The organism is Brevundimonas sp. AAP58, assembly GCF_001295975.1.
In the GTDB taxonomy this organism is placed as follows: Bacteria; Pseudomonadota; Alphaproteobacteria; order Caulobacterales; family Caulobacteraceae; genus Brevundimonas.
Map to the genome: position 1 here is coordinate 37,177 of NZ_LJHU01000056.1, position 26,325 is coordinate 63,501.

The window sequence follows — 26,325 nt, forward strand, 5'->3', positions numbered from 1 at the left end:
AGCGGAGGAGCTAGGAAATCTCCACAACCGGCTCGAGGTCGCAGATGCTGAACTGGGAGCCCCGGGCCGCGCGGATCTCGGCAGCGCGGGCCTGGAAGGCGGCGGAGCGGGCGTCGAGGACGCGGGCCGTCAGGCGCTCGCCCTCCGGCAGGGCGGCGGCGGTGCGGACCCGGGTCATGATGTCGGGATCCTCGGCGACGCGGCCGTCCTCGGCCTCGGGCCCGGCCTTGAGCGACTGGACGACGTCGAGGCCCTGAAGGATGCGGCCGAACGCCGTGTACTGACCGTTCAGGATGCCGTTGGGAGCCATCATCAGGAAGAACTGGCTGTTGGCGCTGTTCGGGTCACCCGATCGCGCCATGCCCAGCACGCCGGTGCAGAACAGGCCGTTCGCATCGACGCGGAAGTCCGAGGTGACCATCATCTGGGCGTCTGGCTGGGTCTGAACAGGCAGGGTGCCGACCAGTCCAGACAGGCCATTGGCAATCCCGCCCTCGACCGGCGCGAAGCCCGCATCCCGGCCCCGGCGGAAGGTGAACTCGGCGGCCACGTCGGGCAGTTCGGACCCGCCGGCACCGGTGCCCAGAGGATCACCGGTCTGGGCCATGAAGCCGGTCAGAACCCGATGGAACTTGTGGCCGTCGTAGAACCCCTGGTCGGCCAGGGTGCGGATGCGCTCGGCGTGGCGCGGGGCCGCCCGCGGCTCCAGCTCGACCAGGATGCGCCCCTTGGAGGTATCGATAACGAGCAGGTTCTCGGGCGTGACCGTGCGCCAGTCCGAGGCGGCTGGCACTGGCGCGGACTGTCCGGCGGCGGCGAGCGGAAGAAGCGTCAGGGCGGCAGCAAGGGCGAAGGCGATCTTCAAGCGAGGGTATCCGAAATTAGGGTTTCACCCTGGCACGCACGGCGGCGGCCACGGCGGGGCTGACGAAACTGTCGATCGATCCGTCCAGCCGGGCGATCTCCTTGACCAGTCGCGAGGCGATGGCCTGGTGACGCGGATCGGCCATCAGAAAGACCGTCTCGATGTCGTCATTGAGGCGCTGGTTCATCGCCGTCATCTGGAACTCGTACTCGAAGTCGGCGACCGCGCGCAGGCCGCGCACGATGACGTTGGCGTTCAGGCTCTCAGCGAAATGCATCAGAAGCGTCGAAAAGGGCTGGACCTGGATGTCGGCGTTCAGCCGGACGACCTCGGCACGCACCATCTCGACCCGCTCGGCAGTCGAGAACAAGGGACCCTTGTCGTCATTCTGGGCCACGCCGATCACAAGACGATCGACCAGCTTCACAGCCCGGCCGATGATGTCCATGTGGCCGTTGGTGACCGGATCAAAGGTGCCGGGATATAGCCCCACGCGCATGGCGATTCCTCTCCGACTCCTGGCTGACTAGCAGTCGATGAGGCGGGCGTCTTGCATACTCTGCATCGGGACCGATCTTCGCCCCCTTTTGACAGAACATCGCCAACCCCTTGACCCGTCGATCTCTGCGTCGTGATCTCCCCTCCCCTTCGTTGTCTCGGTGTCCCAATGTCGCGTCTCGCCGCCTCCGCCTGCTTCGCCGCCCTTCTGCTCGCTGCGGGCCCGGCCCTTGCCCAGACGGCGACGCCGACCACGCCCAACATCGGCGGTTTCCCGGACAGTCCCCCGATCCCGGCACCGACCAACCCGACCTATCCCGGCGTCATTCGCTACGAGGTCGATGCGACCGACTACGACCGCCACATCGTCTCGGTTCGCCAGGTGATCCCGGTCTCGGGCAGCCGCATCACCCTGCTCTATCCCAAGTATCTGCCCGGCAACCACGCCGTTTCCGGCCCAATTCAGTTGCTCGGCGGGCTGACGGTGGTCGCCAATGGCCAGGAGATCGACTGGCGTCGTGACTCCGTCGATCCCTATGCCTTCCACATCGACATCCCCGCCGGTGCCAGCGAGCTGGAGGTCTCCTTCCAGTGGCTGACCCAGTCCGACAACGCGAACTGGCGCGTGGTCATGACGCCGCGCATGATGAATCTGCAGTTCGAGAAGGCGCTGCTCTATCCGGCTGGCTACGCCTCCACCGGCATCACCTTCGCCCCGTCGGTGCGCCTGCCCGACGGCTGGAACTACGGCGTGTCGCTGCGCACCACCTCGTTCGAGGATGGCCTCGCGACCTTTGAGCCCGTCGATCTCTACACCCTGGCCGACAGTCCGATGTTCGCGGGCCTCCACTATCGCCAGGTCGAGATCGATCCCGAAGGCGACGACGTCTACCTCAACATCGTCGCCGACGAGGCCGCCAACCTCGCCGCCACGCCCGAGCAGATCGGCTATTACGAAAACCTCATCACCCAGGCTGATCGCCTGTTCGGGTCACGCCATTTCGACCGCTACGACTTCCTGCTGGGCCTGACCAACCAGATGGGCGGCATCGGGCTCGAGCATCATCGGAGTTCCGAGAATACCCACGCCCCGAACTTCTTCACTTCGTGGAACAGTCATGCCGGACGGCGCGCCCTGCTGCCGCACGAATACGTCCACTCCTGGAACGGCAAGTTCATGCGGCCCGCCGACGAACTGACCGCGAACTACAATGTGCCGACCGAAAACAGCCTGATGTGGGTCTATGAGGGCCAGACCGAATACTGGGGCGACGTGCTCTCGGCCCGCACCGGCCTGCACACCAAGGCCCAGGCGCTCATTCTGATCGCCGACCGCGCGGCCTTTTATCAGAACCAGCCCGGCCGCCGCTGGCGCAATCTCCAGGACGTCAACAACCACAATCTGCTCGGCTATCGCGTGCCCGGCCAGTGGACGTCCTGGATGCGCGGCACGGGCGACTACTATGACGAAGCGGCCCTGATCTGGCTGGACGTCGACACCCTGATCCGCGAGCGGTCCGGCGACCGCCGCTCGCTGGACGACTTCGCTCGCACCTTCTTCTCGCCGGAGGGCTCGGACGGCGACTGGACCCCGCGCGGCTACACCTTCGACGACGTCGTCGCGGCGCTCAATGCGGTCGAGCCCTACGACTGGGCCACCTTCCTGCGGGATCGTCTGGACGCCGACGGCCCGGACGCCCAGGCCCCGCTGGATGGCCTCGAGCGCGGTGGCTACCGCCTGGTCTATGTCGAGGAACCGAACGCCGACGAGAAGGCGGTCTATTCCAACTGGGGTTCGGACTTCCGCTATTCGCTGGGCTTCTCGCTGAGCGGTGCCAACAACCGCATCACCGCCATCCGCTGGGGCGGCCCCCTGTTCGAGGCCGGCATCGGCGCGGGTTGGGACCTGCTCGCCGTCGGCGACCGCGCGGGCAGCGCCGAGGCTCTGCGCGAGGCCGTCACCGCCGCCAAGGGCGGGACCGACCCCATCCGCCTGACGCTGCGCAACGGCCAGCGCGTCCGCACCGTCGAACTCGCGTACCACGATGGCCTGCGCTACCCCCGCCTGGAGCGGATCGAGGGCACCCGCGACCGCATCGGCGACATCCTGACGGCGCGGCGGCGCTAGCCGTTGCCGAGATTCCAGCAGGCTTGAGGCTTGGGCTGCGTCCGCAGTTCATTCGTCAGAGCCGAGCACCGCGACGCCGCCTCGTCGGCAGGCAGGGACTGCAGTGTCCACCGCAGGTCGCGCAGTTCCGTCCGCAACCCCTCGTGGTCGGCGGCGCCGCCGACGCGCTCAGCGCAGGTGAGCATATCCGCCTTCAGCGAGGCGAGTTCGACGCAGGGCAACGGCAAATCGCCGATGATCTCGCGCGCCTTGGCGCCCGTCATCGGCAAGTCGGGGCTGGGCGGTGAAGGGGGTGCCGGTGGCGCTGGTGGCGTCGACGCCGCAGGCTCCTCGCAGGCCGACAGGGTCAAGGCCGCCATCGCGGCCGCGAGCGGCAACAGGCTTCGCATCATCGGTTCGATCCTCCCGTCCTCCAGCGGAACACGGGATTGTCGCGCCTGTCCATCGCCCAAGCAAAACGGGCCGGGGATCACTCCCCGGCCCGTTTCTCGTTTCGCGGTCGCGAAGCTTACTTGACCTGCACCTTGGCGCCGGCTTCCGTGAGCTTCTTGGCCACTTCGTCGGCCTGTTGCTTCGAGACGTTCTCGACGACGTTCTGCGGAGCGCCTTCGACCAGGTCCTTGGCTTCCTTCAGGCCCAGGTCCGAACGCACGCCACGGACTTCCTTGATGACGTTGATCTTCTTGTCGCCGCCGTCCAGCAGGACGACGGTGAACTCGGTCTGCTCTTCACCGGCCGGGGCGGCGTCGCCACCGCCAGCGGCAGCGCCGCCAGCCGGCATGGCCATGGCCACCGGAGCGGCGGCGGAAACGCCCCACTTCTCTTCCAGCAGCTTCGAGAGTTCGGCGGCTTCGAGAACGGTCAGCGAGGACAGGTCTTCGACGATCTTGGACAGGTCAGCCATGTCAGTTTTCCTTCGGGGAATAGATTGGTTTCAGAGAGGGTATGCGGAGATGGAGGCTTACGCCGCTTCCTTCGCGCCGTAGGCGCTGAAGACGCGTGCCAACTGCGCGGCCGGAGCCTGGACCACACCAGCGACCTTGGTCGCGGGCGCGTTGAGCAGGCCGAGCAGCGAGGCGCGGATCTCGTCGAGCGTCGGCAGCTTGGAGAGGTTCTCCACGCCCTTCTGATCGACGACGGTCTCGCCCATGAAGCCGCCGACGATCACGAACCGGTCGTTCGCCTTGGCGAACTCGGTCGAGACCTTGGCGGCCGTGGCGGGGTTCTCGGCGTAGGCGATGCCGACCGGGCCCTTGAACAGGCCGTGGTAGGCGCTGCCTTCCGGGGCATCCAAGGCCTTCAGCGCCAGACGGTTCTTGACCACCTTGAACGCGCCGCCAGCCGAGCGAAGCCGCCCGCGCAGGTCTTCCATTTCCGCAACGGTCAGACCCAGGTTGTGGGTCACGACCACGCTGCCGGCCTCGGCGAAGACGCCTTTCAGCGTTTCGATCGACTCGGCCTTCTGTGCGCGATCCATTGCGGTCTCCAGTCTTGAACTCGGCGCCGGGACGAGCCCCGACGCCGTATGGCCAAAGCGCCGCGCGTCGCCGCACTGCGTTCAGGCCGGTCGTATTGTCCGAAGGAAGCGTCCGACATCGTCCATCCCGGATCACGGGCCGACGGCTGTCATCTCACATCCCCATCTCCCCACGGCGCCGGAGGGCTCTCCAGCATTTACGGCAAGGGTGACCCCCTCGCCCCGAAGTTCTCGGACAGGTCCGCCGAACCGGGGTTCAGCGGGAAGCGGCGCTCTATACAGGAAGAAGGGCGGAAATCAACCGGGATCAGTTCTTCGCCGGATTGACAGTCTCGATAGCCCCCGCCGGGCAGTCGAATTCAGCACAGTACTTCGTCAGGTATTCCTCGGTGAAGCCAACCATGAAGGTCATCAGGCTTTCGCCCATGAGCGCGCTGACCTCGTTCTGCTTCCGGGCGATCTCCTGCCCCTGAGGCGTCTCGTAGAACTCGACCAGAGAGAGCAGTTCGCCCGCAGTGAAGCGTTCAGTATAGTGCGCTTCGACCTGATCGATCATGACCTGCAGATGCCGGTTCATGATCACGGGCATGTTGACCCGCGTCCACTCGGCCTCGTCTTCGGTGACTTCGGTCTGGTCGGCCAGCATGCCCTCGACCGCTTCGTCGACGATCTTGCCGATAGTGGTGGTCACAGTCGCCACGATCAGTCGCTCCGCCAGCGCGGCACGGGTTTCGGCATCATCGTCCTGAGCCCAGCTGGGCGTGGCGGTGACGAACATCATCAGCACGGCGATCAGGATACGCATCAGGGGCACTCTTCGACGACGGACGCGCGGAACTGTGACCCACGCGGCAGCGTCCGCCTAGAACTCCCTTGCAACATAAGCGCGAAAACAGGTGGCTGGCGCTAGGACGTTTCCAATCCGAGACCCGCCATCCCAGCCGCCACAAGGATCACCGGAAGGGCCCAACCAGAACGCCATCGCCAGGCCGCGACAGCGGCAATGAGGGCGACGGCCAGCAGCGGCCAACCGGTCTCACGCCCCTGATACAGGCCGAACGCCAACTGCGCCGCCGTCGCTGCGATCAGTCCCACCGCGCCGGCCGCCACACCGTCCAGCAACGCCCTCAGCCGCCGGTCGTCCACCACCGCTTCCAGCCGGTCATAGAAGATCATCGAAAAGGCGAAGGCCGGCAGGAACACTCCGACAGTCATGGCCAGAGCGCCCGAGAACCCGCCAGCAACATAGCCGACGAAGGTCGTGAAGATAATCAGCGGCGCGGGAAGCACGCCGGACAGGGCCAGTCCATCCAGGAACTGCCCGTCGCTCATCCAGCCGCGTCCGATCGCGTCCTGACGCACCAGGGGGATGGCCGTATAGGCACCGCCGAAGGTCAAAAGGCCAGCCTTCAGCCCGCTGGCGAACAGCAGGAGCAGATCCGCCTGCCCCGGCCCGCTCGCCGCCAGACCCTGCGAGACCTGCCCGAGGCTATCATCAGACATGCGGACGAAGACCGCGCCGAAGATCGCCGCCAGAGCGATCACCACCAGAGCCGCGCGGGGACGCCCCAGCCCCACCAACCCATGCGCCGCCCCTGCAGCGATGAGGATGATCCAGAAGTTCACGCCCAGCAGCGACGCGAAGGCCGCCCCGACGCCCAAGGCGATCAACCAGCGGCTGGTCATCACATGGCGCCCGATCCTGGGCACGGCGCACAGCACCAGCCCGACCACGCCCGCCTGAACGCCCGGCAGGGCCGACGCCAGCCTCGGCTCGCCCCAGTCGATGAGGAAATAGAACCACCCCAGTGCCAGCATGAGCACGAGGCCCGGCAACATAAAGCCCAGCCCGGCCAGCAGTCCGCCGATCCGCCCCCTCGCGCGCATGCCCAGATGCACGCACAGTTCGTGCGCCTCTGGCCCCGGCAAGGCCTGCATCACGGCCAGCAGCCGGTTGAAGCGCGCGCTCGAGATCCATTGCTCGCGCTCGACCAGTTCGCGCCGGATCATGGCGATTTGCGCCACCGGCCCGCCAAAAGCCCGGATTCCAAACGACAGGAACCGCAAGAACAGCGAGACCAGCCCCATCCTCGGGGGCGCGACATCCTCTAGGGAGCGGAACGTTTCGGCCATTGCGTCCTCCAGCGCGCCTTGCGGTGCGTTCGGGAACGGGCCTTGGAGGCTGAACCTCTGTCAGCGGGCGCCCGCGTCGGCCCGCACGCGCACCCTAGCCAGACCTCCAGACATAGAAAAGGGCGGCGACCCTGCGGCCGCCGCCCTTCGTTTCTCAGCGCCGTACGGCGATCAGGCGTTCAGCGAGGCCGGATCGACCTTAACGCCCGGGCCCATCGTCGACGACAGGCTGATGCGCTTCACATAGGTGCCCTTGGCGCCCGACGGCTTGGCCTTGACCAGGGCGTCGACGATCGCCTTGACGTTGGCTTCCAGGGCGTCCTGGGTGAACGAGGCCTTGCCGATGCCGGCGTGGACGATGCCCGCCTTCTCGACGCGGAACTCGACGGCCCCGCCCTTGGCGTCCTTGACGGCCTGGCCGACGTTCGGGGTCACGGTGCCGACCTTGGGGTTCGGCATCAGGCCGCGCGGGCCCAGCACCTTACCCAGACGACCCACCAGGGCCATCATATCAGGCGAGGCGATGACACGGTCGAAGTCCATCAGGCCGCCGTTGATCTGTTCGTACAGATCCTCGGCGCCGACGTATTCGGCACCAGCCGCGCGGGCTTCCTCGGCCTTGGCGTCCTTGGCGAACACGGCGACGCGGACGTCGCGGCCGGTGCCGGACGGCAGGTTGACCACGCCGCGGACCTGCTGGTCGGCGTGACGCGGATCGACGCCCAGGTTGACGGCGATCTCGATCGACTCGTCGAACTTGGCCTTGGCGTTCTCCTTGACGGCCTTGATGGCGGCGTCGAACGGCAGCAGGGCCTCACGGTCCACGTTCCAGGCCTGGATGCGCTTGGGTTGCTTGGCCATATCTTAGCCCTCCACCACGTTCAGGCCCATCGCGCGGGCGGAGCCTTCGATGATCTTAGCCGCGGCCTCGACGTCGTTGGCGTTCAGATCCTTCATCTTCTTCTCGGCGATCTCGCGCAGCTGGGTGCGCGTGACCTTGCCGACCGTCTCGCGGCCCGTCAGCTTGGCGCCCGAGGTGATGCCCGCGGCCTGCTTCAGGTAGTGGGTCGCCGGCGGGGTCTTGGTGACGAAGGTGAAGCTCTTGTCCTGATAGACGGTGATCACCGTCGGCAGGGGCGTGCCCTTCACTTCCTTCTCGGTGCGGGCGTTGAACTCCTTGACGAAGCCCATGATGTTGACGCCGCGCTGACCCAGCGCCGGCCCGATCGGCGGCGACGGGGTCGCAGAGCCCGCGGGCACCTGCAGCTTGATATAGCCCAGAATCTTCTTGGCCATTGGTCTCTCCTATGAAGCGGCGAACTCAATCGCCACGGATGAGCCGTGGTGCGGCATGGCGGCCTCCCACGGATTTCCCGCGTTTCCGGCGGGCCGGAAAAGCGAAGGCGCGCCTATAGCGGGCTCGCCCTGCAAAAGCAAACGGCGGCTCGAAGGAGCCGCCGCTGCGAAGTCTGAAGTGGTCTGACGATCAGGCCGCGACCTTCTCCACCTGGCTGTATTCCAGATCGACCGGCGTCGGACGCCCGAAGATCGAGACGGCGACCCGCAGGCGGGCGGCGTCCTCGTCGACGCTTTCCACCTGGCCATCGAAGCTGGCGAAGGGGCCGTCGATGACCTTGACGGTCTCGCCGATGTCGAAGCGGATCGTGGGCTTGGGACGCTCGACGCCCTCTTCCACGGCGCCGATGATGTTCTGGACCTCACGCTCGCTGACCGGCAGCGGCTTGGTGCCGCCCGCGGCACCCAGGAAGCCCGTGACCTTGGGCGTATCCTTCACAAGGTGATAGGCGTCGTCGGTCAGGTCCATCTTCACCAGCACATAGCCGGGGAAGAACTTGCGCTCGGAGTTGACCTTCCGGCCGCGACGGATCTCGACCACGTCCTCGGTCGGCACCAGGATCTCGGAGAAATACTCCTCCAGTCCGCGCTGCTTGGCCTGGTCGCGGATATGCTGGGCGACCTTCTTCTCGAAGTTCGAATAGGCGTGGACAATGTACCACTTGTGCCGGGGATTGGCGGGGGCGGGCGCTGCATCCGTCACGGGCGCGATCCTTCTTTTTTCTTATTGGCCGATGGCGAGGACGAAGGTGGACGCCATGCCCAGCATCCAGTCCACGATCCAGAAGAAGGCCGCCGCGATGGCCACCATGATGAAGACCATCACCGAGGTGATCCAGGTCTCCTTGCGGCTCGGCCACACGATCTTGCGACCCTCGGCGCGGACCTGACCGAAGAACTGGACCGGGCTGGTCTTCTTCTTGGGGGCGGCGTCGTCGACCGTAACCGTGGCACCGGAGGCCTGCGCCGCCGCTTGCGGGCGCGCGCCAGCGGCCGGGTTTCCGGTGCGGCGTCCGCCTGTGAACCTGGACTTGGCCATCGTCTACGGGGTCTCTTCTAACGCTTGATCCGTCCCCGCAGATGGGAAGCCGTGGCCTGCGGGAACAGAGGGGAAAATGGCAGGAGTTGGGGGACTCGAACCCACGACCCCCGGTTTTGGAGACCGGTGCTCTACCAACTGAGCTAAACTCCTAGACAAAACAGAACGCGCCGTGGGAGCGAACCCATCGGCGCGTCGGTTCGCCAGAGGTCGCGATGTAACAGTGCCGCCCTAACGAGGCAAGCCTTACACCGCAGCGGCAAACTGATTGGCCACACACCGGTGTTATGTCATAGCGACACCTCGATGTAAGCACGCCCTCATCCCATGGCCAACCTGAGAAGACTTCAGTTTCTGGCCGCGGGAGTGGTCATTATCGCTACGTTCGCACTCTCTCTTTGGGTGCGCTGGCCAGCGTTCACGGGTGAAGCCGCAACTCCAAATCTGGAGGCGACCTATCACTCTATCTGGACCGCAAGGGCGATGGTCGAGTCGTCCGCCGCAAGCCATCACCTGCTGCCCACGGTAACCTTGGCCCCGATACCCGGAAACGACATTTCATGGGGGGCTACCCAGCCGACGGCTGGGGGCAGCTACATCTATGCGTCGTTCCCGCCTCTGGCCTTCTGGCTCGCGACACCGGTGGCGCGATTGGGTGCCCATTCTCTGGATCTCCTACCGCTGTCTCTCCTCAACAGTCTTTTTGGACTCGGCGCTGCCTTGATGCTCGCGGCCCTGGCGAGGCGACTGTACCTGGACAATCGCGCCATCACGGTCGGAGCAGAGGACCAAGCCAGTCTCGATTGGCTCGTGTTCCTGGTCGCAACGGTGACGACGCTGTTCCTTTGCGAGTCGCTGCAATCGCACGGCAACGTCTACTGGCCGCAATCACCCGCGCAGATCGTCTTCATCGTCGGGGCCTGGTTTGGTTATCGGGCGTTGAAAGGCCCAGCATCGCGCGCGACGACGATCGGTCTGATGACGTGCTGCGCGGTCTATCCGATGCTCGAGTGGTCCGGCTATGTGTTCAATATCGGCATTGCCCTTGCGCTGGCCTTCAGCGTCCTGAAGCAGAGCGACACGAGCATCACCCAGGCATTCTCGAGGTCCGCACGCCGCTCGGCCTTGACGGCCGTCAAGGGACCGCCGTTGCAGATTGCAGGCGTCACGATGGTAGTGGGCCTGGCAACCATCCTCCACCTCGTGACGGCCGTCGGCTTGGAGGACGCGATAAAGGCTTTGCTGATGAGGGCGGCAGCGCGATCCGTGACACTCGATATCGCCGCGCTACCGTTCGGATATTGGACATCTCTCGGCCTGCTTCTACCGTTCGGACTGATCGCAGCCTTGATCGTTGTTCGGTTGAAGCACGACCGCAGTACACTGCCTTCGATCCTGCTGTTGTTCGTGTGCGCTTTTCCGCTCCTGGAGAACGTCGTCATGCTGCAACACGCGAGCCAGTTCTCCTTCGACCGTTTGAAGCTCGCGGTTCCACTCGTCCTTGCCCTGGCTTGGGTCGCTTCGACGGCGTCGCCTAGGCGCGTCGCGCTCGGCGCGCCGGTGATCGGAGCAGCGATCATCGCCAGCAACCTGTTCCATTATGGTGACCGACTGGCCGCCGGCCAGCCCTGGGTTGAAGCGGACAGAGCAAATCGACTTTCGATCGCCCCCTTCGCGTCAATGCTGGTCGATCCCTGCGTCGTGGTCGGCTCGACCAGCAACGTCAGAGGCTATCTGAACCTACTAGTGGGCCGCGACATCTACGAGTTTGTGGATGCCCAGACCTTGTCCGCAAAGGCGAGAAGCCGTGGAGCCTGCGGTGCAGTCTTGATACAGACCACCAACATATCACCAGACCTGCCGCGCATAACCGCGATCACGCGGATCAGTGGTCCAGGTGCGCCGCCACCGCCTCGGCTTCGTCCTCCGGCTTGACCACCTGCTTGAACAACAGCTTGTCGATGCGGCGGTCGTCCATATCAATGACCTCCACCTCGAAACGGCCGAGCTGCAGGATCTCCCCCTCTTCCGGCACACGCGACAGCTGGTGCAGAACCAGGCCGGCGATGGTGTGGAAGCCTTCGTGCTCGCCGAAGTCCTCGCCCAGTTCGTCGGCCAGCTCGTCCAGGTCCATCTGGCCATCGACCAGCCAGGTGCCGTCCTCGCGCTGGCGGATCATCTGCTCGGCGTCGTCGTGACCCTCGTCGAAATCGCCGGCGATCATCTCGAGCAGATCGGTCGCCGTGACGACGCCCTCGAAGGCCCCGAACTCATCGACGAGGAAGGCCATGTGGACCTTTGAGGACTTCAGGATCTCAAGCGCCTTCAGCACCGAGGTCGACTGCGGGATGAAGGCCGGGATCTGGACGTGTTTCTCGATATTGAACTCGCCATTGTCCAACAGGCTATCCAGCAAATCCTTCTTGTGGACCACGCCAATCGGATTATCGACGTCGTTCTCCCGCGCCACCACGATGCGGCTATAGGGACAGGTGCGAACCTCTTCGCGCAACTGTTCCTCGGTGTCGTCGAGCGCGACCCAGAACACTTCGTGACGCGGCGTCATGGCCACCCGGATCGGACGGTCGCCGAGCGTCAGGATCTCCTCGATCATCTCCTGTTCCTCGGGCTCGATCAGACCCGACGCCGTGCCTTCGGCGATCATCGTCTCGACCTCCTCCTGGGTGACGTCCGACCCGTCGCGGTCCTTGACCCCCAGAACCTTCAGAATGCCCGACGTCGAGGCCGTCAGCAGGGCCACGAAGGGATGCAGCACGATTGCCAGGGTCGAGATCGGCGCGGCGGTCTTGGACGCGATCGCTTCGGGAAAGATCAGCGCCAGCCGCTTTGGCACCAGTTCGCCGACGATCAGCGAAACATAGGTGATGCCGATGACAACCACGGCGGTCGAGGCGATCTCGGCCCAGGCCTCCGTCGCCGGAAACGCCGTCTCGATGATGCGTGTCAGCTCGCCCGCGATGGCCGCCTGACCATAGGCACCGGCCAGAATGCCGATCAGGGTAATGCCGACCTGGACGGCCGACAGGAAGTGAGTCGGGTCTTCCGACAGCTTCAGCGCCGCGCGCGCGCCCCGGTCGCCGCGCTCGGCCCGGCTCTGCAGCTTCGACTTGCGAGAAGAGACGACCGCCAGCTCGGTCATGGCGAAGAGGCCGTTGAGCACCACAAGGAGCAGAACGACGACGATGGCGATGGCTAACATTTAGAGGGAAGAGACCCGGCGCGGCGCGACAAACGGCGTCCGCATTTCGCTCCTAGCGGAATGCCAAGGTTTTCGCCACGATTTCCTTGGATGGAAGGATCAGCCGGTCCGGCCGGCTTCCACTGAGCCATAGGCACCGCGTGAGCCGTCGTCCGCGGTGGCGCAGGCGGACACACCGAGCAGCGTTCCGATGAAAAGGCCGATGTGCAGAGCGCGTCGCATAGTGATTGGTTACCGAACTTCTAACGCCGTGACCAACGTAGAAGACGGTTCGCGGTTCACCGCAACCAGCGGCCCCTGCCGGTTGCAGAACAGGGTTAAGGCGTCACTCGCCCGGTTCCTCCGAGTCGCCGTCGCGGAAGCGCCATTTCATGGTCAACACCCCGGCCGCCATCACCAGGGCAGCGGAATTGGCGAAGGCCACAGGCCAGGCCTCGGTCAGCACACCATAGACGACCCAAAGGACGAAGCAGGTCACCGTCAGGGAATAGGTCTTCAGCGACACCGACGACGCGTCCCGCGCCTTCCAGATCTTGACGATCTGAGGCGCGAAACTGGCGATGGAGCACAGGGCGGCGGCCGTGCCGAAAGCGTTGGCGATCAGGTCTGACATGGGCCGCAAACGGCGCCCCACGGCGAGGGTTCCTGCGGTCGACTATTGGGTTGGCTGCGCCCTGGATCCAATGGTCCGGTCCAGGAAGTCCAGATAGGTCCGCCATTGCTGCAACTGGCGCTCGTTGCCCCGGATACCGTGCCGCTGGCCGGGATACAGCATCATCTCGAACGGCGTGCTGGAGGCCTGGAGCGCGTCGATCACCCGGGTCGCGTTCTCGAAGATCACGTTATCGTCGGCCATGCCGTGAAGCAGCAGCAGCCGGCCGGTCAGCTGATCCAGCTGATCGACCACGTCGGAGGCCGCATAGCCGTCCGGATTGGCCTCCGGCGTCGACATGAACCGCTCGGTGTAGTGGGTGTCGTAGAGGCTCCAGTCCGTCACCGGCGCGCCCGAGATCGCCGAGGTCAGGTTCATGCGCGGCTCGGTCAGCATGTGCAGCGTCATGAAGCCGCCATAGCTCCAGCCCATGGCCGCGATCCGGTCGTCGTCCACGAACGGCAGCGATCTCAGATAGTTGATGGCCAGAACCTGATCGTCCACCTCCGGCTGGCCCATCGTCAGATACAGCGCCTGCTTAAACGCCGCCGACCGGTCGCCCTCGCCCCGGTTATCGAGGCGGAACACCAGATAGCCGGCCTCGGTCAGAAGCTGCGTCGTCGCCGGCAGCCAGCCATTGCGCACGCCCCCGCCCGACGGTCCGCCATAGACCTGCATCACCACCGGATAGCTCTTGGTCGGATCGAAATCGACGGGCCGTGCCATCTGCCAGACGAGGGTATGGCCGTCGCTCTCCAGCGTGCCGAACTCGACGCTGGGCCTGCGCGACACGAAGGGCGTGAACGGATGGTCGGCGTCGAGCGCATTCTCCTCGATCCAGCGCACGAACGTCCCGTCCGCCGAATATAGACCCGAGCGCGGTGGGGTTCTCAGGTCATTATAGTTGCCGACATAGGCCGTGGCCGTCCGGTTCATGCTCGCCGACCACCAGCCGCCCTGCGGCGTCACCGCCACCGGCGCGCCGTCCGTCGTCAGGCTGGCGCGGAACAGCTGCTGCTCGATCGGGTATTCGCGGCCGTCGCGCATGGAGGCGGTGAAGAAGACCTCGCCGGTGTCCTCGTTGACGCCGTTCAGCGCCTTGACCGGCCATTCGCCCGAGGTGATGGCGCGCACCTTTCGACCGTCGGCGTCATACAGATACAGGTGCCGCCAGCCGGTGCTTTCGTCCGACCATATGAAGCGGCCGTCCCTCAGCGCCTTGAAATCGTGGGTCAGGGGCACCCAGGCGTCCGACGTCTGGGTCGCGATGACGCGGGACGCCCCCGTCGCCGGATCGACGCGCAGCAGGTCCAGAGTCTGCTGATCGCGCGACTGACGCTGGACATAGAGGACAGACCCGTCGGTCGCCCAGTTGACCCGCGCCAGATAGATGTCGGCGTTCGCGCCCAGATCGACCTTGATGCGTCGGCCCGAGGCGACGTCCTGGACCCACAGCTCGACGAGCGCGTTCGGTCGCCCGGCCCGGGGATAGCGCTGCTCGATCACCGTCGCGCCGCCGCCGGTGATGTCCAGACGCGGAATGATGTCGACGGTCGATTCGTCGGTGCGCTGGAGCGCGATGAAGCGCTCGTCCGGGCTCCACCAGTAGCCGGTGTCGCGGTCCATCTCCTCCTGGGCGATGAACTCGGCCGTGGCCCAGGTGATCAGACCCTCGCCGTCCGTCGTGACCGGCCGTTCCTGCCCATCGGCCAGATTGACGATCACCAGATCCTGATCGCGCACGAAGCTCACGAAGTTACCCTGGGGGCTGACCTTGGCGTCGATCTCGTCGGCCTCGGTCTCGGTCAGGCGGCGGATGTCGCCCCCTTCCCGGCTGGCCAGGAAGATGTCGCCCTCCAGCGGGGCCAGGATGTAGCGGCCCTGTTCGTCCCAGGAATACTCGACCACGCCGCGCTGGCTGATCCGCATGCGCTCGCGCCGCGCCTTCTCGGCCTCCGACAGTTCCCCGGCGTCGGGCACCAGAGCTCGGGCGTCGATCAGTTTGAAGGGATCCCCCTCCCCCGTCGGCGCGGCCCACAGGTCCAGCACGGAGACGTCGTCCTCGCGCGCCCGCAGGAAGGCCACCAGCTCTCCGTCCGGCGACAGGCTGACCCCCTGGGCCACGGGGCCATTGAGGGCGGGATTGGCGAACACCCGCTCAGGGGTCAGGACCGCCGGATCGGTGGTCTGGGCCTGGGCGGTCGCGGCGGAGAGAAGGAGGGACGAGGCAAGGAGAACTGTGCGCATCCCTCGACGCTAGCGGCGGATTTCGCGCTCGTCACCCTCTCCCAGCGCGAGAGGGACCGAACGTCACCTTCCCCATTTAACGCCGACCCCCTAAAGACAGCGTCAGATGACCGACGCCGCCCTGTCCCCGCCGCCCGCCCGTCCCTCGGCCTTCCATGAGCTTGAGGTGACCTGGGTCCATCACTGGACGGAGCAGCTGTTCAGCTTCCGCGTCGCCCGGCCCGAGGACTTCCGCTTCCGCTCGGGCGAGTTCGTCATGATCGGCCTGCCCGGCGAGGACGGTGCCAAGCCCCTGCTCCGCGCCTATTCGATCGCCAGCCCCAGCTGGGACGAACAGCTGGAGTTCCTCTCGATTGCCGTGCCCGACGGTCCCCTCACCTCGCGGCTGGTCCACATCCGGCCGGGCGACACCGTCCTGATGGGCAAGAAGCCGACCGGCACGCTCGTGCTCGACGCCCTGACCGGTGGCGAGACGTTGTGGCTGATCGGGACAGGCACGGGGCTGGCCCCCTGGCTCAGCGTCGCCCGCGATCCCGAGACCTACAGCCGCTTTGGCCGCGTCATCGTCTGCCACACAGTGCGCAACGTCGCCGACCTCAGCTACCGCGACTTCTTCACCTCGGGCATCCACGACGATCCCCTGATCGGCGAGGAAGCAGCGGCCCAGCTGACCTACTATCCCACCGTCACCCGCGAGCCCTTCGACACGCCCGGCCGCATCACCGACCGCATCACGTCAGGTGCCGTCTTCACCGACCTCGGCCTGCCCCCATGCTTCTCGCCCGATCGCGACCGGGTCATGCTGTGCGGCTCCATGGCCATGATCAAGGAGACGGCCGAGCTGCTGGAGGACTACGGCCTGAAGGAAGGCTCCAACGCCGAGCCCGGCGACTATGTCCTGGAGCGCGCCTTTGTCGGCTGAGGTCCTGCACAAGCCCCAGATCGTCGCCGTCGACGCCCGCGTCGACCCGGCCGCCTGCCAGTCCATGGCCGAGGTCCGTCAGGGCGTCGACGCGCTCGACCGCGCCCTGGTCGCCCTGATCGCCGAGCGCCAGCGCTACATGGAGGCCGCCGCGCGCATCAAGCCGAACCGCGACGCCGTCCACGACGACGCGCGCATCGAGGATGTGGTGGCGAAGGTCCTGGCGGCGGCCGAGGCCCAGCACCTGTCGCCGAACATCGCCGAGCCTGTCTGGCGCACCCTGATCGACCGCTGCATCGCCCACGAGTTCTCGGTCTACGACCGGACCCGCAGCTAGCCTTTCAGCGACCTCAGCATCAGTTCGTGCCGCCACGCCGCGACGTCGGCTAGCGCGGCGTCCAGAGCATCGCGCACCCGTTCAAGCCGCGGCGGAGCGTCGGCCTTTTCAGCCGCCTCAGCGACCGCGCAAGCCTGAGCCAGGGCCCCGGCACCGATCCCCGCCGCCGTCCCTCGCAGCGTGTGCACTGCGTCGCGCCAACCTTGATCGCGGATGTCGAGCAGTGGGGCCCAAACCTCGGCTTGCTGGACGAAAAGGCCGAGGATCTCCTCAGACACCGCATCATTGCCGCCCGTGGTTCGGTCCAGCACCGAGAAATCCACCACGCCGGTCAGGTCGCGGCGCGACATCAGGCGGCGGGCTCCTCGCCCTTGGCCAGGCGTGTATTGCGCCGCGCGAACAAGAGGTAGAGCACCAGTCCCGCCGCGTTCCAGATGAAGAAGTTGATCTGGGTCGAGATGGGCAGGCTGACGAACAGATAGAGGCACCCCAGGATCGCTCCAGCCCCAACGATGGGCCAGGCCGGGGCCTTGAACATCCGCTGCCGCTGCGGCTGCTGAACCCGAAGCACGATCAATGCCGCGCCCACGGCGACAAAGGCCGCCAGCGTCCCCGCATTGGCCAGGGCCGCCAGTTCGCCCAGGCTGAACAGACCCGCGATGACCGCCATCAAAACGGCCGTGACGCCCGTCATCAGGACGGGCGAACCCCGCTTCTCGCTCACCCTGGCCAGGGCACGCGGCAGCATGCCGTCGCGCGCCATGACAAAGAAGATGCGGCTCTGGCCGTACATGAAGGCCAGCAACACCGTCGGCAGCGCCACAATCGCCGCCCCTGCGATCACCGTCGCTGCCGTATCATTGCCGAGCGTACGGGCGATAAAGGCCAGCGGCTCATCAGAGCTCGCGAACTGGGCAAACGGCATGGAGCCCACAGCCGCCGCGGCGACCAGCAGATAGATCAGCATGCAGACCATCATGGAACCGACGATGCCGATGGTCAGGTCGCGTCCAGGGTTCTTCGTCTCCTCGGCCGCGGTCGATACGGCGTCGAAGCCGTAGAAAGCAAAGAAGATGATGGCCGCCGCAGCCATGACACCGACCTCCACTCCGTTCGCATCGATCGACTTGCCGAAGCCGAACGGCATGAAGGGCTGAAGATTGGCCGGATCGAAGTGCGGCGCCGCGATCGCCACGAAGGCGGCGAGCGCCACGACCTTCACGACCACGAGGATGGCGTTAATCGTGGCACTCTCGCGCGTACCCAGCATCAGCATGCCCGCGACCACGGCGACGATGCCGACCGCCGGCAGGTTGACGATGCCCGGCGTCTCGGTCCCGAACGGCCCGCTGGTCAGGGCGGCGGGCAAACCCCAGCCCATGCTGTCAAGAAAGCCGGTGAAATAACCCGCCCACCCGACCGCTACCGCAGAGACGACCAGCGAGTACTCCAGGATCAGGCTCCAGCCGATCACCCAGGCCAACATCTCGCCCAGAGCGGCGTATGAATAGGTGTAGGCGCTGCCCGAGGCCGGGATCATCGTGGCCAGCTCGGCATAGGCCAGGGCGGCGAAGACGCAGACCCCGCCCGCGATCATGAAAGACAGCATCACCGCCGGCCCGGCCTTGGCCGCACCGACGCCGATCAGGGTGTAGATACCGGTGCCGACGATCGCGCCGACGCCCAGCGCGATCAGATGCGGCCAGCTCATCGTTGGCTTGAGCCGAGAGCCGCCTTCAAACGCCGTGATCTGCTCGATGGACCGCCGTCGGTTCCAGAACGCCATGAACTCACCCTCCCCGCGCCCTCGCAGCGGGGCGATTCCTTTCCGATGCTAGACGCCCCTGCGACACAGAGGAACCACCGTCAGAATCCCTTGCCAGGCGAGACCGATATCCCTATCTCCCCGTCGCCGCGCGGCGTCCCAGGACTGAACACGCGGAAGTGGCACGGCGTTTGCAGTGCCCATCATGACGAATGGTCCGGGTGATTAGCTCAGTTGGTAGAGCAGCTGACTCTTAATCAGCGGGTCGTAGGTTCGAACCCTACATCACCCACCATCGTTTCAAAGACTTAGCGGGCGGCGGGTCGGGGCGCAAAGTTGGATACGTCCAACTTATCCTAATAATAAATTACCCTTTAGTTCTGGCTCGCGACGAGGCTCAATGCCCCAAGTTCGATCTCTGCGGCATGCTTGGCGGCGACTGCGTCCTCGAACCTGTCAAATACGACTACACCAATCCCCTCTTCCTCTGCGCATTCCTAGCCACCGTGCCATCGCGCGGCAGGTAGGTCGTCAGGATCGTGTGGACGCTCTGCAGAGTGTGGGCGGTGATCGCGGCGATCTCGGGGACCGTGCAGCCCGCACACGCCAGCTGGACCACGGGCGCGACCCTGACGCTCGGCCCCGGCGAACAGGCCGTCATCACCTACTCCAGTGCCCACCGTGGTGAAGTCGATCCACAGATGCGTGGACGCAGCACGACGTCCTGGATGCACCGGAAGCGAGTAATGTTGGCGAAGGTCAGCTCGGCGGGATCGGCCCACGGCTGCATGTCGACGTCGAAGACCTCGAAGCGCTCGAACAGCCACTGAGCGAAGCGCATCGGGCTGATGCCGTGCGTGATGTTCAGCGAGGCGGCGTTGAACTCCATCCAGATCCACGGCCGGTCGCGTGCGATGAGCGCGGCGGCGCCGTCTAGCACAAACGGCTCGAAGCCCTCGACGTCGATCTTGATGAGGGCAACCTGCTGCTCCGGCATGTGGTCATCGAGCGTGGTGACCGGGATGTACAGGGGGGTGAAGTCCGGTGCGTCGGCGTACATGTAGGCGTCGGTCGTGAAGTGGCAGTTGGCCCGGTTCGGAGCCATGACGAACGGCATCACGCCGGGTCGGTCGGAAACCCCGGCCTCGACTAGTTTTGCGCCTATCGGCGCATTCTGGCGGTAGTAGGCGGCGTTGACCGGCGATGGCTCGAACGCAAGCACGCGACAGGCGGGGGCAGCGTTCAGCATGACGTGGGTCGCGGCGCCCAGGTTGGCGCCGACGTCCAGGATTACTCCTGTCTGGACGTGCTGCCGCACGAACGCCGCCAGCGGCTGCAGATCGTCCAGATGCCGCGCGAGGTTCTGGAAATAGTCGTCATCGGGGTCGCCGCTTAGTGGCAACGACGACTTGACGTTGAGCCCAGCTTGCATTTTTGCCTCTAAGCGAACCCCGCAATCCGTCCAACTGGCCTGCTAGAGTTTTGAATCCATTGAAAAGAATAGAACGGGAACAGTCTTCCCGATCTCAATGATTTCAACGTCAGACGCCTCACTCTTAATCAGCGGGTCGTAGGTTCGAACCCTACATCACCCACCATCGTCCTCCCAGGAAATGCGCCGTCTCGAGGACTACCGCCATTGCGGCGAGACGGACACGGTCGCGCTACGCAGGCATCTGATCGCCCATCGTCGATATCGGACCTCACCCGCTTTCGCTTGTGATCGCGCGCGCTGGCGTGGTTTACCGAAATCCAATGCGCGCGGAACCGCCATGCCTGTCCGAACCGACGTCACCAAACTGATCGGAAACACGCCCCTGCTGCGGCTCCGGGTCGCCTCAGCCATGACGGGCTGCGAAATTCTGGGGAAGGCGGAGTTCCTGAACCCCGGCCAGTCGGTGAAGGATCGCACAGCGCTGGGGCTGGTTCAGGCAGCGCGGGCATCGAACGCGCTCAAACCGGGCGGAACGATTGTGGAGGGCACCGCCGGCAATACCGGCATCGGCCTCGCGCTGGTCGGAGCCGCGCTGGGCCATCCGGTGGTGATCGTCATGCCGCGCACCCAGACCGAGGAGAAGAAGCGAGCGGTCCGGCTGCACGGCGCGCGGCTGATCGAGGTCGACGCCGCGCCGTTCTCCAGCCCGAACCACTTCGTGCATTTCTCGAGGCGACTGGCGGCAGAACTGAACGAAAGCGAACCCAACGGCGCGATCCACACCGATCAGTTCGAGAACACCGCCAACCGCGACGTCCATGAACGCACCACGGGATCAGAGATCTGGGCGGACACGGACGGACAGATTGACGGTTTCATCTGCGCGGTTGGCACCGGCGGCACGCTCGCAGGCGTCGCGCGGGCGCTACGGGCGAGGAAGCCCGACATCGCCATCGGCCTGGCTGATCCGCCTGGCGCGGCGCTTTACAGCTACTTTACCGAGGGCCGTCTGGCGGCCGAGGGGCAGTCGGTGACCGAGGGCATCGGCGTCAACCGCATCACCGCCAATCTGGACGGGCTGGCGGTCGACCACGCCTACCGGATCCCGGACGCGGAGGCCCTGTCGGTGCTGTTCGACCTTGTGCGCGACGAGGGCCTGCTCCTCGGACCGTCCAGCGGGGTCAATGTCGCCGGAGCCATTCGTCTGGCGCGCGAGCTGGGGCCAGGCAAGACCATCGTCACCATTCTGTGCGACCCCGGCCAGCGCTACGCGGGCAAGATCTATGATCCGGCCTTCCTGCGCTCGAAAGACCTGCCGGTCCCGGAGTGGATGGACGGCCCATGAGCGGCGCGCCTGGTCGCCTGCCGCCTTCGGACGCGGTCCAAGCCTTCGCGACGGTTGGTGCCGCATCCCACCCTACGCGGTGCCAATCGTCCTGAGATCGCCGTCTGGGTTTCCCTCGACATGGCGCGAGCGGACAGGGCTTGCCGACGGGCTGTGAGAGCGGAGCCTGCCTACCGCTCGTAAGACAGGCGGACCAGATCGACCGGGTCGCCGACAGCCAGCGCGGGCGCGAGCGGTGCGCGCCGGATCAGGGCATCAGACCCGGCCAGCACCCGGACCAGAGACGAGTCCTGCGAGCCGGCCGGACGCACAGTCGGAGGCCCCTCCTCGGTGCTTCGGAGGGCGCGCATATAGTGCTCGCGGGGACCGTTCGCCTCAAGGGCCGCGCCCAGCGTAGCGGCTTCGACAACGAAATCGACGCGCCCTCCCTGGAGCGCAGCGAGCAGGGGCGCGAGGAATAGCTCGGCGCAGACGAGGGCCGACACCGGATTGCCTGGTAGCCCAAGAATGAGGCGACCAGACGGGAAGCGACCGAACCAAAGAGGCTTGCCGGGTCGCATGGCGATGCCGTCGACGGTGAGATCAGCCCCCAGTCCTCGCGCCACCGGCTTAAGCCGGTCGTGATCCCCGACCGACGCCCCGCCGACGGTGACGAGAAGGTCGACGTCGGTGTCCGTCATGATGGAGTCCAGGGCGATGTCATCGTCCTCGACCGGCGCCAACAGGCGAGCCTCGGCGCCCCACCGCGAGGCGAAGGCGACGAGGGCGGGACCGGCGGAGTCGTAGATCTGATGGAGGCCGACGGGCTCTCCGGCCGCACGGATCTCGTCGCCGGTCGGCAGGATGGCGACACGTGGACGAGTAGCGCAGAGCAGCGTCGTCCGGCCCGCGGCCGCTGCCAGGGCCAGTCGCCACGGGCCGAGCCGCGCGCCCGGGGACAGCAGGGCTTCGCCGGACCGGAAGTCGCCCCCGCGCGGTCGGACCCAGGTCGCCTCGCTGATTTGCTCGCCCAGGATCAGGGTGTCGGCGTCACGGCGCGCCTCTTCCTGGATCACGACGCGGTCGGCGCCCGGCGGCAAGGCGGCGCCGGTGAAGATGCGGGCGGCCTGGCCCGGACCGACGGTGGCGCCGGACGCGTGCCCTGCAGCGATCTCGCCCACGATCGACAGGCGGGCGCCGGGCGCCACATCGGCCGACCGGACGGCCCAGCCGTCCATGGCGGAGGCGTCGAACGGCGGCTGGTCCCTCGTGGCCGACACGGTCTCGGCCAGCCAGCGCCCGTCGGCCTCCGCGAGCGGCGTCTCGACGGCGCCGAGCGGCGCAGCGGCCGCGAGGATGACGGCGCGGGCCTGTTGGACCGTGGCGAGCGTCACGCTCGCACCCAGTCCCCGGACGCCCCACCGGACTTGGCGGTCAGGGCGACGCGCTCGAGCGTCATGCCCCGGTCCACGGCCTTGAGCATGTCGTAGAGCGTCAGCAGGGCCACCGTGGCGGCGGTCAGAGCCTCCATCTCGACCCCGGTCTGGCCCCGCGTGCGGACCGTGGCCATGACCTCCAGGCCGGAGCCGTCCGCCGCCTCGGAGACGACGACCCGAACGCCGGTCAGCGGCAGGGGGTGGCACAGGGGGATCAGGTCCGAGGTCTTCTTGGCCGCCATGACGCCCGCGATCTCGGCGACCGCGCGAACGTCGCCCTTGGCCGCCCGGCCCTCGCGGACCAGGGCAAGGGTCTGCGGCCGCATCGCAAGCCGCCCGACGGCGGTCGCCTCACGCGCCGTCTCCGCCTTGGCCGAGACGTCGACCATGCGGGCGCGTCCTTCGCCGTCGAAATGGGTCAGGTCGGGCATCAGACCTCCTTCAGCCGGGGCATGAGCTCGACCAGGTTGCAGGGCCGATGACGGCTGTCGAGCTGCCAGCGGATGACCTTGTCCCAGCCGTCGCGCACCGCCCCGTTGGAGCCCGGCAGGCAGAAGACGAAGACGCCGTCGATGATGCCCGCCGTGGCCCGGGACTGCAGGGTCGACAGGCCGATGGTCTGGTAGCTGACGTGGTGGAAGATGACCGAGAAGCCCTCGATGCGCTTGTCGAACAGGGGCTCGAGCGCCTCGGGCGTGACGTCGCGGCCAGTCAGTCCGGTGCCGCCGGTGGTGATGACGACATCGACCTGTCCCGCCTCGATCCAGCCGCGCACCCGGGCCCGGATGGCCACGACGTCGTCGGGGACGATGGCCCGATCCGCGCAGACGTGGCCGGCGGAGACAATGCGCTCGACCAGGATGGCGCCGGAGGTGTCGCTCTCCTCGTCGCGGGTGTCGCTGATGGTCAGGACGGCGATCCGGACGGGCGTGACGGGTCCGTCGACCAGCTTGCCGCCCGGCGCGGGAAGGGTGTCGGGGGCGGTCATGGGGCGTCTCCGGTCCAGCGGTCGAGGTCGGTCAGGTCCTGCGCCCGCGGCTCGACCCAGCGCGAACCCTTCGGGCCGACCTCCTTCTTCCAGAAGGCGGCGCGGCTCTTGAGATGGTCCATGACGAAGTCGGCCGCGTCGAAGGCCGCGCGGCGATGCGCGGCGGCGACGGCGACGAAGACCACGGGCTCCCCGACCGGCACGGCGCCGATGCGGTGGCTGGCGTGGATGTCCTCGACGTCGAAGCGCCTCCGCGCCCCGTCCACGATGGTCTGGATCGTGCGCTCGGTGACGCCGGGATAGGACTCCAGCACGATCTCCGCGACCGGGAAGTCGGCATCCCCTGCCCGCGTCAGGCCGGTGAAGCTGACGATCGCGCCGACGGAGGCGCGGCTTCGCGTGAAGCCGGCCAGCAGGGCCGAAGGGTCGAGCGGCGCCGCCGTAACCTCGATCATCAGCCGCCACTCACGGGAGGGCCGAAGGCGATCTCGTCGGTCGGGGTCAGGGCCCGGTCGCCGGCGCGGGCGGCGGGCGGCAGGATGGCGCCGTTCAGCACGACGAAGGTGCTGGGGTGGTCGAGCCGGTCGACCAGGCCCGGATGATCGGCGACGAGGACCTGCCTGAGGGCGTCCAGCGTGGCGGCGTCGATCTCCGCGTCCCGCCAGCCTGCGGTCTCGGCGAAGGCTCCAAACAGTTTGACGACGGCCATGCGGTCGCGACCTCCGATCTAGTCTCGCTCTACGCCGATCAGCCCGCGAGGGGTACAGAGGTCGACGGCGGGGCGGTTGAAGGCGTGCCGAAGGCGTCCAGCGGACCGGGATCGCGCCCGCCGCCGAAGCGGATCAGGGCCTCCACGCGGCGGTCGATCGACGGATGGGTGGCGAACAGGCCGTCGAGGAAGCCCTCCTTGCGGTTGTCCAGGAACATCCCCTGGACCTCGTCCGGGGCCTTGACGAAGGAGCGGCCTTCGACCTTGCGCAGCGCCGAGATCATGGCGTCGGGGTTCTTGGTCAGCTCGACCGCGCCGGCGTCGGCCACGAACTCGCGCGTCCGCGACAGCATGAGGCGGATGACGACAGCCAGGGCGAAGCCGACGAGGGCGATGGCGAAGCCGATCATCAGCAGCGGCCCGGCGTTCTTGTTGTCGCGGCTGGAGCCCCGGACATAGAACAGCGCCCGGAAGGTCAGCTCGGCGATGACGGTGATGATCCCGGCGAAGATCGAGGCGATGACCATCGTGCGCACGTCCTTGTTGATGACGTGGGTCAGTTCGTGGGCCAGCACCGCCTCCATCTCGTCGCGGTCCAGCGCCTCCATCAGGCCGCGGGTGACGGTGACGCTGTAGTGGCCCTCGCGCAGGCCGGACGCGTAGGCGTTCAGCTCCGGACGCTCGATGATGCGCAGCGTCGGCGTCCGCAGACCGCGCGAGATCGCGAGGTTTTCCAGCAGGTTGTAGAGCTGAGGCTCGGCCGTGCGTTCAACCTTTCGCGCGCCGGTCATCGCATCGATCATGGCCTGGTTGCCGAAGAAGGCGATGGCGAACCAGATCCCGGCGACGACCAGCGCCAGCGGGATGGTGCCCGCCAGCATGGAGGCGGCGAGCGCGATATCCTGCTCCAACGTCCCGCCCGAGTTTGGCAGAACGCCTAGCCCCATCAGGATCAGCTGGATGCCGAAGATCACCCCGACCAGCATGACCGGAAAGCCCGCCAGCAGCAGGATCGAGCGGGTGTTGTTGGCCCAGATGTGGGTCCGAAGACCGACGGCGCGCATCAGACGTTAGAACTTCACCGTCGGCGGGGCAGCGTTCATCGTCTCGCGCTCGGCGGCACCCACGTCGAAGAAGGGCTTCTCCTGACCGAAGCCGAACATTCCGGCGAACAGCACGGTCGGGAACTGGGCGCGCACCGCGTTGAACTCGGCGACCGCGTTGTTGAAGAAGCGGCGGGCGGCGGCCAGCTTGTTCTCGATGTCCGAGAGCTCGCGCTGCAGCTCCAGGAAGTTGGTGTTGGCCTTCAGGTCCGGATAGGCCTCGGCGACGGCGAACAGACGGCCGAGCGCGGCGGTCATCATGTTGTCGGCGGCGACCTTGTCGTTGACCGTCGTGGCCCCGGCAGCGGCGGCGCGGGCCTGGGTCACGGCGTTCAGCGTGCCCTGCTCGTGGGCGGCGTAGCCCTTCACCGTCTCGACCAGGTTGGGGATCAGGTCGTTGCGCTGCTTCAGCTGGACGTCGATGTCGGCGAACGACTGATCCGCGCGCTGATCCAGCGCCACGAGCTTGTTGTACGATCCGATCACCACGAAGGCGAGGACAGCGACGATGACGGCGATGACGATGAGCGTGGTCATGAGCGTTTCCCTGTTCGCGACGATTATCGCGCGGCAGACCGGGCTCGGATAGTGAAATCGCGTCCAGACACGCCTCATCGCTCTTCCGCTGTGAACGGGATGGGAAGGGCGGGCGGAGCAGCCGGGCCTTCGCCCGGAGACCGTGTGGAATGTT

The 26,325-nt window shown here is 66.5% G+C and carries 30 protein-coding genes and 2 tRNA genes; 6 read left to right on the forward strand and 26 right to left on the reverse strand.

The features are described from left to right. Positions 1 to 10: 10 nt before the first annotated feature. Positions 11 to 865 carry a peptidylprolyl isomerase gene (locus IP78_RS07875; protein ID WP_054111141.1) on the reverse strand — a complete coding sequence of 285 codons (855 nt, stop codon included), beginning with the start codon at positions 863 to 865 and terminating at the stop codon, positions 11 to 13. A 16-nt stretch (positions 866 to 881) separates the two neighbouring features. Continuing rightward, positions 882 to 1,364, reverse strand: a complete 483-nt coding sequence (gene coaD / locus IP78_RS07880) for a pantetheine-phosphate adenylyltransferase (protein WP_054111142.1) — start codon at positions 1,362 to 1,364, stop codon at positions 882 to 884. A gap of 168 nt (positions 1,365 to 1,532) precedes the next feature. On the opposite strand from coaD, the gene IP78_RS07885 reads away from it, so the two are divergent. Next, complete coding sequence (locus tag IP78_RS07885; protein ID WP_054111143.1) at positions 1,533 to 3,491, forward strand: M61 family metallopeptidase; 1,959 nt, start codon at positions 1,533 to 1,535, stop codon at positions 3,489 to 3,491. On the opposite strand, the gene IP78_RS07890 is transcribed toward IP78_RS07885, so the two are convergent. The 10 genes from IP78_RS07890 to IP78_RS07935 all read right to left on the reverse strand — a co-directional run bounded on the left by IP78_RS07890 (position 3,488) and on the right by IP78_RS07935 (position 9,649). Then, a complete protein-coding gene (locus tag IP78_RS07890; protein WP_156320330.1) occupies positions 3,488 to 3,754 on the reverse strand; it encodes a hypothetical protein in 267 nt (88 codons plus the stop codon). The two genes, IP78_RS07885 and IP78_RS07890, sit on opposite strands and share 4 nt — an antisense overlap. 245 nt (positions 3,755 to 3,999) lie before the next feature. Then, on the reverse strand, positions 4,000 to 4,395 hold the full coding sequence (gene rplL, locus IP78_RS07895; protein WP_054111145.1) for a 50S ribosomal protein L7/L12: 396 nt from the start codon (positions 4,393 to 4,395) through the stop codon (positions 4,000 to 4,002). A gap of 57 nt (positions 4,396 to 4,452) precedes the next feature. Beyond that, positions 4,453 to 4,968 carry a 50S ribosomal protein L10 gene (gene rplJ, locus IP78_RS07900; protein WP_054111146.1) on the reverse strand — a complete coding sequence of 172 codons (516 nt, stop codon included), beginning with the start codon at positions 4,966 to 4,968 and terminating at the stop codon, positions 4,453 to 4,455. A 307-nt stretch (positions 4,969 to 5,275) separates the two neighbouring features. Continuing rightward, a complete protein-coding gene (locus tag IP78_RS07905) occupies positions 5,276 to 5,773 on the reverse strand; it encodes a DUF2059 domain-containing protein (protein ID WP_054111147.1) in 498 nt (165 codons plus the stop codon). Between the two features lie 101 nt (positions 5,774 to 5,874). Then, positions 5,875 to 7,101 (reverse strand): chromate efflux transporter, encoded by a 1,227-nt coding sequence (chrA, locus tag IP78_RS07910; protein WP_304438537.1) that lies wholly within the window; start codon positions 7,099 to 7,101, stop codon positions 5,875 to 5,877. A 171-nt stretch (positions 7,102 to 7,272) separates the two neighbouring features. Next, positions 7,273 to 7,962: a 50S ribosomal protein L1 gene (gene rplA / locus IP78_RS07915; RefSeq protein ID WP_054111148.1), complete on the reverse strand. Its 690-nt coding sequence runs from the start codon at positions 7,960 to 7,962 to the stop codon at positions 7,273 to 7,275. Between the two features lie 3 nt (positions 7,963 to 7,965). Further along, positions 7,966 to 8,397, reverse strand: coding sequence for a 50S ribosomal protein L11 (rplK, locus tag IP78_RS07920; protein WP_029417664.1), 432 nt, complete (start codon positions 8,395 to 8,397; stop codon positions 7,966 to 7,968). Positions 8,398 to 8,587: 190 nt separating this feature from the next. Then, on the reverse strand, positions 8,588 to 9,160 hold the full coding sequence (nusG, locus tag IP78_RS07925; protein WP_054111149.1) for a transcription termination/antitermination protein NusG: 573 nt from the start codon (positions 9,158 to 9,160) through the stop codon (positions 8,588 to 8,590). A gap of 21 nt (positions 9,161 to 9,181) precedes the next feature. After that, the gene (gene secE, locus IP78_RS07930) at positions 9,182 to 9,496 is read right to left on the reverse strand and encodes a preprotein translocase subunit SecE (protein ID WP_054111150.1); all 315 of its coding nucleotides are present in this window, start codon (positions 9,494 to 9,496) and stop codon (positions 9,182 to 9,184) included. A gap of 77 nt (positions 9,497 to 9,573) precedes the next feature. Then, a tRNA-Trp gene (locus IP78_RS07935) sits at positions 9,574 to 9,649 on the reverse strand. A 174-nt stretch (positions 9,650 to 9,823) separates the two neighbouring features. Between IP78_RS07935 and IP78_RS07940 the strand changes: the two genes are divergently transcribed. Further along, positions 9,824 to 11,431, forward strand: a complete 1,608-nt coding sequence (locus IP78_RS07940; protein WP_156320331.1) for a hypothetical protein — start codon at positions 9,824 to 9,826, stop codon at positions 11,429 to 11,431. Here IP78_RS07940 and IP78_RS07945 read toward each other — a convergent pair. The 3 genes from IP78_RS07945 to IP78_RS07955 form a co-directional block, all read right to left on the reverse strand. Continuing rightward, a complete protein-coding gene (locus tag IP78_RS07945; RefSeq protein WP_197272410.1) occupies positions 11,382 to 12,716 on the reverse strand; it encodes a hemolysin family protein in 1,335 nt (444 codons plus the stop codon). The two genes, IP78_RS07940 and IP78_RS07945, sit on opposite strands and share 50 nt — an antisense overlap. 325 nt (positions 12,717 to 13,041) lie before the next feature. Then, positions 13,042 to 13,329 carry a SemiSWEET family sugar transporter gene (locus IP78_RS07950; RefSeq protein ID WP_054111152.1) on the reverse strand — a complete coding sequence of 96 codons (288 nt, stop codon included), beginning with the start codon at positions 13,327 to 13,329 and terminating at the stop codon, positions 13,042 to 13,044. Positions 13,330 to 13,371: 42 nt separating this feature from the next. Beyond that, positions 13,372 to 15,615, reverse strand: coding sequence for a S9 family peptidase (locus IP78_RS07955; RefSeq protein WP_054111153.1), 2,244 nt, complete (start codon positions 15,613 to 15,615; stop codon positions 13,372 to 13,374). Positions 15,616 to 15,721: 106 nt separating this feature from the next. On the opposite strand from IP78_RS07955, the gene IP78_RS07960 reads away from it, so the two are divergent. Continuing rightward, a complete protein-coding gene (locus IP78_RS07960) occupies positions 15,722 to 16,537 on the forward strand; it encodes a ferredoxin--NADP reductase (RefSeq protein ID WP_054111154.1) in 816 nt (271 codons plus the stop codon). Further along, the gene (locus tag IP78_RS07965; RefSeq protein WP_054111155.1) at positions 16,509 to 16,874 is read left to right on the forward strand and encodes a chorismate mutase; all 366 of its coding nucleotides are present in this window, start codon (positions 16,509 to 16,511) and stop codon (positions 16,872 to 16,874) included. The genes IP78_RS07960 and IP78_RS07965 overlap by 29 nt, the downstream gene beginning before the upstream one ends. On the opposite strand, the gene IP78_RS07970 is transcribed toward IP78_RS07965, so the two are convergent. Beyond that, a complete protein-coding gene (locus IP78_RS07970; RefSeq protein WP_054111156.1) occupies positions 16,871 to 17,224 on the reverse strand; it encodes an Hpt domain-containing protein in 354 nt (117 codons plus the stop codon). The two genes, IP78_RS07965 and IP78_RS07970, sit on opposite strands and share 4 nt — an antisense overlap. Then, on the reverse strand, positions 17,224 to 18,660 hold the full coding sequence (locus tag IP78_RS07975) for an amino acid permease (protein WP_054111157.1): 1,437 nt from the start codon (positions 18,658 to 18,660) through the stop codon (positions 17,224 to 17,226). The genes IP78_RS07970 and IP78_RS07975 overlap by 1 nt, the downstream gene beginning before the upstream one ends. Before the next feature lie 198 nt (positions 18,661 to 18,858). On the opposite strand from IP78_RS07975, the gene IP78_RS07980 reads away from it, so the two are divergent. Beyond that, positions 18,859 to 18,934 (forward strand) — tRNA-Lys (locus IP78_RS07980). A 171-nt stretch (positions 18,935 to 19,105) separates the two neighbouring features. Here the strand turns inward: IP78_RS07980 and IP78_RS07985 are convergent. Next, entirely contained in the window at positions 19,106 to 19,300 is a 195-nt protein-coding gene (locus tag IP78_RS07985; RefSeq protein ID WP_054111158.1) for a hypothetical protein, read from the reverse strand. Positions 19,301 to 19,303: 3 nt separating this feature from the next. Then, complete coding sequence (locus tag IP78_RS07990) at positions 19,304 to 20,071, reverse strand: FkbM family methyltransferase (RefSeq protein ID WP_054111159.1); 768 nt, start codon at positions 20,069 to 20,071, stop codon at positions 19,304 to 19,306. A 340-nt stretch (positions 20,072 to 20,411) separates the two neighbouring features. Between IP78_RS07990 and IP78_RS07995 the strand changes: the two genes are divergently transcribed. Further along, the gene (locus IP78_RS07995) at positions 20,412 to 21,419 is read left to right on the forward strand and encodes a cysteine synthase A (RefSeq protein WP_054111160.1); all 1,008 of its coding nucleotides are present in this window, start codon (positions 20,412 to 20,414) and stop codon (positions 21,417 to 21,419) included. 170 nt (positions 21,420 to 21,589) lie between these two features. Here IP78_RS07995 and glp read toward each other — a convergent pair whose 3' ends face one another. From glp to IP78_RS08030, 7 genes are read right to left on the reverse strand one after another with little or no spacing between them, the layout of a single operon-like run. Next, positions 21,590 to 22,792 carry a gephyrin-like molybdotransferase Glp gene (gene glp / locus IP78_RS08000; protein WP_082384905.1) on the reverse strand — a complete coding sequence of 401 codons (1,203 nt, stop codon included), beginning with the start codon at positions 22,790 to 22,792 and terminating at the stop codon, positions 21,590 to 21,592. Then, a complete protein-coding gene (gene moaC, locus IP78_RS08005) occupies positions 22,789 to 23,265 on the reverse strand; it encodes a cyclic pyranopterin monophosphate synthase MoaC (RefSeq protein WP_054111161.1) in 477 nt (158 codons plus the stop codon). The genes glp and moaC overlap by 4 nt, the downstream gene beginning before the upstream one ends. After that, positions 23,265 to 23,822, reverse strand: a complete 558-nt coding sequence (gene moaB / locus IP78_RS08010) for a molybdenum cofactor biosynthesis protein B (RefSeq protein WP_054111162.1) — start codon at positions 23,820 to 23,822, stop codon at positions 23,265 to 23,267. The genes moaC and moaB overlap by 1 nt, the downstream gene beginning before the upstream one ends. After that, a complete protein-coding gene (locus tag IP78_RS08015) occupies positions 23,819 to 24,277 on the reverse strand; it encodes a molybdenum cofactor biosynthesis protein MoaE (protein ID WP_054111163.1) in 459 nt (152 codons plus the stop codon). Before IP78_RS08015 ends, moaB begins: the two co-directional genes overlap by 4 nt. Beyond that, a complete protein-coding gene (locus IP78_RS08020; RefSeq protein ID WP_054111164.1) occupies positions 24,277 to 24,531 on the reverse strand; it encodes a MoaD/ThiS family protein in 255 nt (84 codons plus the stop codon). The genes IP78_RS08015 and IP78_RS08020 overlap by 1 nt, the downstream gene beginning before the upstream one ends. Positions 24,532 to 24,569: 38 nt before the next feature. Then, positions 24,570 to 25,595, reverse strand: coding sequence for a M48 family metallopeptidase (locus IP78_RS08025; protein WP_054111165.1), 1,026 nt, complete (start codon positions 25,593 to 25,595; stop codon positions 24,570 to 24,572). Positions 25,596 to 25,601: 6 nt separating this feature from the next. Beyond that, positions 25,602 to 26,171: a LemA family protein gene (locus IP78_RS08030; RefSeq protein WP_054111166.1), complete on the reverse strand. Its 570-nt coding sequence runs from the start codon at positions 26,169 to 26,171 to the stop codon at positions 25,602 to 25,604. Positions 26,172 to 26,325 lie beyond the last annotated feature (154 nt).

Coding starts and splice junctions, on each gene's coding strand:
- coaD (WP_054111142.1), bottom strand. CDS start 1,364: ATGCGCGTGGGGCTATATCCCGGCACCTTTGATCCGGTCACCAACGGC.
- IP78_RS07885 (WP_054111143.1), top strand. CDS start 1,533: ATGTCGCGTCTCGCCGCCTCCGCCTGCTTCGCCGCCCTTCTGCTCGCT.
- IP78_RS07890 (WP_156320330.1), bottom strand. CDS start 3,754: ATGACGGGCGCCAAGGCGCGCGAGATCATCGGCGATTTGCCGTTGCCC.
- rplL (WP_054111145.1), bottom strand. CDS start 4,395: ATGGCTGACCTGTCCAAGATCGTCGAAGACCTGTCCTCGCTGACCGTT.
- rplJ (WP_054111146.1), bottom strand. CDS start 4,968: ATGGATCGCGCACAGAAGGCCGAGTCGATCGAAACGCTGAAAGGCGTC.
- IP78_RS07905 (WP_054111147.1), bottom strand. CDS start 5,773: ATGCGTATCCTGATCGCCGTGCTGATGATGTTCGTCACCGCCACGCCC.
- chrA (WP_304438537.1), bottom strand. CDS start 7,101: ATGGCCGAAACGTTCCGCTCCCTAGAGGATGTCGCGCCCCCGAGGATG.
- rplA (WP_054111148.1), bottom strand. CDS start 7,962: ATGGCCAAGCAACCCAAGCGCATCCAGGCCTGGAACGTGGACCGTGAG.
- rplK (WP_029417664.1), bottom strand. CDS start 8,397: ATGGCCAAGAAGATTCTGGGCTATATCAAGCTGCAGGTGCCCGCGGGC.
- secE (WP_054111150.1), bottom strand. CDS start 9,496: ATGGCCAAGTCCAGGTTCACAGGCGGACGCCGCACCGGAAACCCGGCC.
- IP78_RS07940 (WP_156320331.1), top strand. CDS start 9,824: ATGGCCAACCTGAGAAGACTTCAGTTTCTGGCCGCGGGAGTGGTCATT.
- IP78_RS07945 (WP_197272410.1), bottom strand. CDS start 12,716: ATGTTAGCCATCGCCATCGTCGTCGTTCTGCTCCTTGTGGTGCTCAAC.
- IP78_RS07950 (WP_054111152.1), bottom strand. CDS start 13,329: ATGTCAGACCTGATCGCCAACGCTTTCGGCACGGCCGCCGCCCTGTGC.
- IP78_RS07955 (WP_054111153.1), bottom strand. CDS start 15,615: ATGCGCACAGTTCTCCTTGCCTCGTCCCTCCTTCTCTCCGCCGCGACC.
- IP78_RS07960 (WP_054111154.1), top strand. CDS start 15,722: ATGACCGACGCCGCCCTGTCCCCGCCGCCCGCCCGTCCCTCGGCCTTC.
- IP78_RS07965 (WP_054111155.1), top strand. CDS start 16,509: ATGTCCTGGAGCGCGCCTTTGTCGGCTGAGGTCCTGCACAAGCCCCAG.
- IP78_RS07970 (WP_054111156.1), bottom strand. CDS start 17,224: ATGTCGCGCCGCGACCTGACCGGCGTGGTGGATTTCTCGGTGCTGGAC.
- IP78_RS07975 (WP_054111157.1), bottom strand. CDS start 18,660: ATGGCGTTCTGGAACCGACGGCGGTCCATCGAGCAGATCACGGCGTTT.
- IP78_RS07985 (WP_054111158.1), bottom strand. CDS start 19,300: ATGACGGCCTGTTCGCCGGGGCCGAGCGTCAGGGTCGCGCCCGTGGTC.
- IP78_RS07990 (WP_054111159.1), bottom strand. CDS start 20,071: ATGCAAGCTGGGCTCAACGTCAAGTCGTCGTTGCCACTAAGCGGCGAC.
- IP78_RS07995 (WP_054111160.1), top strand. CDS start 20,412: ATGCCTGTCCGAACCGACGTCACCAAACTGATCGGAAACACGCCCCTG.
- moaC (WP_054111161.1), bottom strand. CDS start 23,265: ATGCCCGACCTGACCCATTTCGACGGCGAAGGACGCGCCCGCATGGTC.
- moaB (WP_054111162.1), bottom strand. CDS start 23,822: ATGACCGCCCCCGACACCCTTCCCGCGCCGGGCGGCAAGCTGGTCGAC.
- IP78_RS08015 (WP_054111163.1), bottom strand. CDS start 24,277: ATGATCGAGGTTACGGCGGCGCCGCTCGACCCTTCGGCCCTGCTGGCC.
- IP78_RS08020 (WP_054111164.1), bottom strand. CDS start 24,531: ATGGCCGTCGTCAAACTGTTTGGAGCCTTCGCCGAGACCGCAGGCTGG.
- IP78_RS08025 (WP_054111165.1), bottom strand. CDS start 25,595: ATGCGCGCCGTCGGTCTTCGGACCCACATCTGGGCCAACAACACCCGC.
- IP78_RS08030 (WP_054111166.1), bottom strand. CDS start 26,171: ATGACCACGCTCATCGTCATCGCCGTCATCGTCGCTGTCCTCGCCTTC.